The following is a 4,144-nucleotide window of genomic DNA, read 5'->3' as shown; positions in this document are numbered from 1 at the left end:
AAATTTTTTAAATTAGATTGACATTCTCGCTCTCTTTGGATTGGCATATATAAGATATTATCATAAGCAGGGTGTGAGATTCATTTTTGCAGTTGCAGTTAAATCGGTGTCAATTAAAAATTTTAATATATAAATTAAATGCCCTTGGCTGACATTTCCTGAGCACAATGGGTTTGTTTGCGGCTTCGGGCTGCGATTCCATTTGTCTTTGTGGGATATGCAGAGCCAGTAGAATCTGCTTTTCATTTGCTGCTATCCACGCGAATTTAACCTTTGATATGCCGATCCTCCCACCCATATCTTATAAAAAAAAGCTGATATAATGATTTAATGGCCCTGATGGCGAGGGTGATTTGCAGGAGCACATCGTCCTCCAGTAAGTGTATTATTTATCATTAACTTATCAAAAAGATATCTAAGTAGGGTTGATATCGATCATTTAGCATTATTATCAATTAATATTTTTAAGGATAAAGGATTAATATTTAGTAATATAATGATGGCTGCATCAGTAATCTAGGAGGGAAAGAATACGGAAGATTTTAAGAAAGGAGCGATGAGTTCGCTGCGACTAATCGATAACACCGCAAATCCAGCTCCATTAGGCCTGCTGGGCTTTGGTATGACCACTGTTCTGCTGAATATTCACAATGCAGGATACTATGAGCTGAATACAATGATCCTGGCCATGGGAATATTCTATGGCGGCATGGCCCAGATCATCGCCGGAATAATGGAGTGGAAGAAGAACAACACCTTCGGGACCACTGCCTTCACATCCTACGGCCTCTTCTGGCTCACTCTTGTGGGATTGCTCCTCATGCCAAGTCTTGGCCTTGGCACTGCAACCAGCAAGGTTGCCTTTGCGGCCTATTTCTTTATGTGGGGGCTGTTCACCTTTGTGATGTTCATCGGAACCCTGAGGATCAATAGAGCTCTGCAGGTAGTATTCTTAACTCTAACCATTCTATTCTTCCTGCTGGCGGCCAGAGACTACTTCGGAAGCGCCGCCATCGGGACGCTGGCCGGATATGAAGGCATCATCTGCGGACTGTCTGCAATCTATGCAGCACTGGCTCAGGTCTTGAATGAGGTATACAAGAAGGTGGTCTTGCCACTGGGACCAGTATAAAACGGTAGCAGCTTTCGCATAATAAGGATCGTGACCTTCCGATCCTGCAATTCTTTTTTTAGCAATGCCTTATAAAAATAGCAAAAAAGGTGATTGCCAGGAGCTACCTAGCAATCTATGCCATCGCAGGGTGGCTGGTGGTCCTTTTCGGGTACGGGATTCTCATGGAACTTTATGAGCTTCTCAGCCTCGAATGTTCCGGAGAACAGCTCGTGGGCTTTGATGTCCTTGTAGAATATCCTATGCCATGTGGCATCCGTGCCCCAGGTACCATTGAAGGAGTTCTTGGTCTCCAGGCCGATCAGGTGGGCCGGGTTATAGGTACCATCCTTGGAGGTCATCAGCTTCTCGACTGCATCGGTGTCCCTACCGGCATTCTTCAGCCTTTTTATGAGCTCCTCAGGAGTTATGCTATGCTTGGATTCGGCCATGTACTTGGAGTACTCCAGAGGATAATAGGTCTGAAGGAGCTTCAAGTAGTCATCGCACTGAGGATCAGCGGGCTCCTGGGGATCGTATGGCGTGGTTGAGACAAAGAATGTCGTCTGGTCCTTCTCCATCTCTGTTACCGCGAAGGTCTCCTGGACGTTGGCTCCTATGCCGCCATAGAACGCCTTTGAATTGAGGAACTTGGCTCCCATCAGTGGCGTGTCTCCAGCATAGGTCAATTTCGTACTCTCATACATGTTCAGGCCGGATTTGTTACCACCATTAACCGAAGATATATTTCTCTTCAGCTTATCGGAATTTTGCGAATAAGCATGCTCAGAGTCGAGCTCGAAATCGCCATCTCCAGCCATTGTATTGTAGTATTCGAGAGCGATCTTCTTATCGACTATGGATGTGCTAACATCTATGATTCCGGTTCCGGATACCTTTTGGCTCTCACAAAACTGTTCATACTGTACAGGAGGCACAAGCGGTGGATTAGCCATCGCTATGCAGCAAAGCAATTGGGCTACGACTATAGCTATCGCAACTAATACTCCCTTCATATTTCAAATTCACCCCTATACTCCAAAGAGTATACTCCCAATTTATCTCAAAAGGATATAAACATATCGAATACTGTAGAGATGGAGTATCATCTGAATATTCGGAGAAATGATAGCAATCATATTAAAAATAATCGTGATGATATTCTGATAGAGATTTGGATTAAAGAGTATCATAAGATCTTACCAGATGGTGTTTGGTGGTATTGACAAGAAGAAATATTTTGGCGCGAATCTTTGACAGATCTACAATACAAATAATATTAGTATTATACGTGAAGAGCAGGATCTCAGACCGCTGATCAAATCTGACGGATCAAATCTGACGGCTCCTCGCTATATTGTATGGGTGAACCTGAATCGCAAACTCGTTGCATCTTTGCGCATCTGTGGTAAGACGCGATGCTCTGACCCAACCACAAAGGGCCCATGATCCTCAGGCAGCGATCATGCCCAAAGCATGAAAAACCAGTATGCTTTAAGAGTTTTTCATGCGGAGACACAGAGTAACAAAGGCTATAATCTCTGCTGGGCCCACCCACTTAATTCAGCGAAAAGCCAATCTGACTCTTGGCCATGCGTTTGACTCTATTTGATCCGACTCATCAAGAATCCCGTCTGATATACCGATCTGATATATACAAGAGAGCATCAATAGCTATCCAAGGTTGCCATGACAGAAGATCCCAGCTCCGGCATAGATCCGTCAAGATCCAGCTGCCAGCAAAACCGCCTTTGTAAAGAGAAGAGCCCCTATCTATTGCAGCATGCCTGCAATCCAGTGGACTGGTACCCCTGGGGAGAGGAGGCATTCGAGGCAGCCAGAAGGGAGGATAAACCGATCTTTCTCTCTGTGGGCTACTCCACCTGCCACTGGTGTCATGTCATGGCCCACGAGTCCTTTGAGGATCCCAATGTGGCCCGCCTCCTGAATCAGTCCTTCATCTGCATCAAGGTCGATCGGGAGGAGAGGCCGGACATAGACCAGATCTACATGGCCGCGGCCATAGCTGTCAGCGGCAGAGGGGGATGGCCATTGACCGTTATGATGACTCCGGATAAAAAACCATTCTTCGCTGCCACTTACATACCAAAAAAAGGGCATATGGGCCTGACGGGATTGATGGAGCTGATCGCTCAGGTCAAGGAGATGTGGGATAACGATCGAGAGAGCCTCATGAGCTCGGCGAACATCATCGTGGATCATCTGAAGGGACGGCAGAGCGGCAGGGGAGCAGGCGTGCAGAAGGAGGCTCATAAGGACTCCCTCTCGGGGTCGCCATTCGATTCTTCTCTTCTTTCCCGGGGCTATAGCGCCCTCTCTTCGATCTACGATCCTGAGAATGGTGGCTTTGGCACCGCCCCCAAGTTTCCCACCCCCCATCACATATTGTTCCTTCTGCGCTGCTGGAAGAGAACCAAAAACATCCTGCCCCTGGAGATGGCCAAGACCACCCTTCAGGGCATGAGGATGGGAGGGATCTACGATCATGTGGGATTCGGATTTCACAGATACTCCACCGATCCGGAGTGGTTCGTACCCCACTTCGAGAAGATGCTCTATGACCAGGCGCTCCTGGCCATGGCCTATGCTGAGGCCTATCAGGCCACGGGTGAGGAGGAGTACGCTCAGACGGTGCGCGAGATCCTGGAGTACATCCTGAGGGATATGACCTCTCCCGAGGGAGGCTTCTACTCGGCTGAGGACGCTGATAGCGAGGGAGAGGAGGGCAAATTCTACACCTGGACCGCAGTTGAGCTAAAGGAGTCCCTGGGCGAAGAGGATTTCCGGCTATTGATCCGGCTATTCGATGTCTATGAGAGCGGGAACTATGAGGGGGAAAGAAACATCCTCCGGCAACGATCAAGCTTTAGCGATGCTGCTAGTGTCCTGAAGATCCCGGAGGAGGAGGAGCTGTACCACCGCTCCAGCGATATGATATCCCGACTCTATTTGGCCAGAGAGAAGAGGGTCCATCCCCTCAAGGACGACAAGATCCTCACCGACTGGAATGGA

3 protein-coding genes are annotated in these 4,144 nt (G+C 47.9%); 2 read left to right on the top strand and 1 reads right to left on the bottom strand.

Annotation, left to right across the window (positions count from 1 at the left end):
* The first annotated feature begins 556 nt into the window (after window positions 1-556).
* Window positions 557-1,132 (top strand): acetate uptake transporter, encoded by a 576-nt coding sequence (locus BP822_RS02495; protein ID WP_013719816.1) that lies wholly within the window; start codon window positions 557-559, stop codon window positions 1,130-1,132.
* 107 nt (window positions 1,133-1,239) lie between these two features.
* Here the strand turns inward: BP822_RS02495 and BP822_RS02490 are convergent, their stop codons facing one another.
* Complete coding sequence (locus BP822_RS02490; protein WP_013719815.1) at window positions 1,240-2,127, bottom strand: hypothetical protein; 888 nt, start codon at window positions 2,125-2,127, stop codon at window positions 1,240-1,242.
* Between the two features lie 673 nt (window positions 2,128-2,800).
* Between BP822_RS02490 and BP822_RS02485 the strand changes: the two genes are divergently transcribed.
* On the top strand, window positions 2,801-4,144 hold a 1,344-nt coding region (locus BP822_RS02485), incomplete at its 3' end, for a thioredoxin domain-containing protein (RefSeq protein ID WP_286877647.1).

This window comes from Methanosaeta sp. UBA458, assembly GCF_002496085.1.
GTDB classification, from domain to species: domain Archaea; phylum Halobacteriota; class Methanosarcinia; order Methanotrichales; family Methanotrichaceae; genus Methanothrix; species Methanothrix soehngenii.
This window is presented reverse-complemented; position numbering and strand designations above follow the sequence as displayed.

Coding starts and splice junctions, on each gene's coding strand:
- BP822_RS02495 (WP_013719816.1), top strand. CDS start 557: ATGAGTTCGCTGCGACTAATCGATAACACCGCAAATCCAGCTCCATTA.
- BP822_RS02490 (WP_013719815.1), bottom strand. CDS start 2,127: ATGAAGGGAGTATTAGTTGCGATAGCTATAGTCGTAGCCCAATTGCTT.